At 57.5% G+C, this 2,222-nt stretch carries 2 protein-coding genes; both read left to right on the top strand.

Translation table 11 applies throughout. The features are described 5' to 3' along the window. The first annotated feature begins 477 nt into the window (after positions 1–477). The gene (locus tag O7A70_RS33665) at positions 478–1,449 is read left to right on the top strand and encodes an ABC transporter permease (RefSeq protein ID WP_337144185.1); all 972 of its coding nucleotides are present in this window, start codon (positions 478–480) and stop codon (positions 1,447–1,449) included. Positions 1,450–1,471: 22 nt separating this feature from the next. Next, the coding region (proX, locus tag O7A70_RS33660) for a glycine betaine/L-proline ABC transporter substrate-binding protein ProX (RefSeq protein WP_337144184.1) at positions 1,472–2,222 on the top strand (751 nt) is incomplete at its 3' end.

Genomic DNA, 2,222 nt, shown 5'->3' with positions numbered 1-2,222 from the left:
ATCATCTTGTCATCCCGAACGCAGCCGTCGCGCGTGACGACGTGACTATCTTCCGCAATTGGATGCTTGCCCAAGTCGAAGGGCTTAGCCCCCCGGAAGTTGCAGCTGATGAGCAGCGACCGGATGCTCTTGAGGCCTAGGGGGCTGGCTGCGCGGGGTTGGTGATAACATTTATTCCTCAAGACCATTACTTTTTGTTCGGTTGTTAAAAGACCCAGCCGTGGCTAGCGTCCGGCAGCAGGTAGACGACCGGTCCTGATCAATCCCGATGCCGATGCGTCGGTGTGGGACGGATGCGGATCAGAAAATTACCGCTGGACGTGGGAACAGAAGGCCGGCGGCCCCTCCGGGGCAGTTGCACGCGATCCATCATTTGGAGATCGAAGCCGTGGCGACGCAGCCTGCCAAGGCGCTGTCAGCGTGCAGTAAGGCAGGCTATGGTCATCGATCACGAATTGATGACTGAAAGGAAGTCAGGTGAAACCCGAAAACATTCTAGATCCGTTCAAGACCCTTCGCATTCCCTTTGGCGATTGGGTTGATGCGGGACTTGGATGGGTTGTCCAACAATACCGTCCCTTGTTCCAGAGCCTGAAATGGCCCGTTGACCAGCTTCTTACCGCGTTTGCTGTCGTCTTGAACGGCATCCCCCCGCTTGTAACAATCATCGCCTTTGGATTGGTCGCCTGGCAAATCGCAGGCTGGCGCCTTGCGGCCCAAGTGGTTGTTCTCCTCAGTGTCATAGGCTTTCTGGGCATATGGCCCGAGACGATGACCACACTTAGTCTCGTATTCACGGCGGTTGTGGTGTGCACGATCATCGGCATCCCTCTGGGGGTTCTGGCTGCTCGCAGTGATCGGGCGGCCGCTATCTGCAGGCCGATCCTGGATACGATGCAGACAATCCCTTCCTTCGTCTATCTGGTACCGGTCGTGATGCTTTTTGGCATTGGCAATGTCCCCGGCGTAATCGTGACGATCATTTTTGCCCTGCCACCTGTGATTAGGCTGACCACGCTTGGAATCCAGCAGGTTTCACCGGAGGTTGTAGAAGCGATGCGGTCATTCGGTGCATCAAACCGGCAGCTTCTGTTCAAGGCGCAATTGCCCCTCGCCCTCCCGAGCATTGTCGCAGGCGTCAATCAGACACTGATGATGTCGCTGTCCATGGTCGTCGTTGCTTCCATGATCGCGGTGGGCGGGCTTGGGCAAATGGTCCTCCGAGGCATCGGCCGGTTGGACATCGGTCTGGCGGCGACCGGCGGCTTGGGCATCGTCATTCTCGCAATCGTTCTCGATCGCATGACGCAATCTGCGATGACCAAGCGCGGCCGTTCTGCCCACGTCGCCTGGTACGAGGTTGGCCCGGCCGGAGTGGTTACCCGGTTCATCCGATACTTCCAGATTTCCCCGGCGAGGCCTGGAAGGCACCGATTAGCCGGCAACTAACGTCAGTCAAATGGGAGCACCAATGAACACCACCAGTATGCAGGTAACGATACGAAGACTTGCCACCGCGGCTGCCATTGTCAGCACGCTTGCAGTCTCCGTGGGGCACGCCGTCGCGCAGGATTTGCCGGGCAAAGGGGTCACTGTCAGGCCTCTCTACCTTGGCCAGGCGGAGGAGCTGTTCGAGGCTTATGTGGTGAAGCTGGGGCTTGAGGATCTCGGTTATACCGTAAATGAACCGTCAGCCGCGCAGGTGCCGCTTGCACACATCGCGGTCGGCAATGGTGACGCGGACTATTATACTCCGCATTGGTATCCCCTCCATATCGCCTTTGCTGAAAAGGCAGGTGGTGACGCAAAGCTTCGCCGGGTCGGTACCCTGGTAAGAAATTCCATCCAGGGATACTCTATCGACAAGGCCACGGCTGACAAGTACGGCATCAAGACGATCGACCAGCTCAAGGATCCCAAGCTCGCCAAGCTGTTCGACATTGACGGCGACGGCAAAGCCGACCTCTATGGCTGCGATCCGGGCTGGGGATGTGAGAGGATCATCGAGCATAACCTGGACGCTTACGGTCTGCGCGAAACCGTCACGCACAAGCAAGGTGAATACTTTGCCCTGCTTCCCGATGTGATCCAGCGCATTCAATCCGGCAAACCGACGCTCTATTACAGTTGGACGCCGAACTGGATCCAGGGCGTCCTGAAACACGGCAAAGATGTGGTTTGGCTAAACGTGCCGTTCACGGCGTTGCCGGAAGAAAAAGCCG

Origin of the sequence: Mesorhizobium sp. Cs1299R1N1 (genome assembly GCF_037179655.1) — a bacterium.
GTDB lineage: Bacteria > Pseudomonadota > Alphaproteobacteria > Rhizobiales > Rhizobiaceae > Mesorhizobium > Mesorhizobium salmacidum.
Note: the sequence above shows the minus strand (reverse complement) of the source record. Positions and strands in the feature narration are given on the sequence as shown.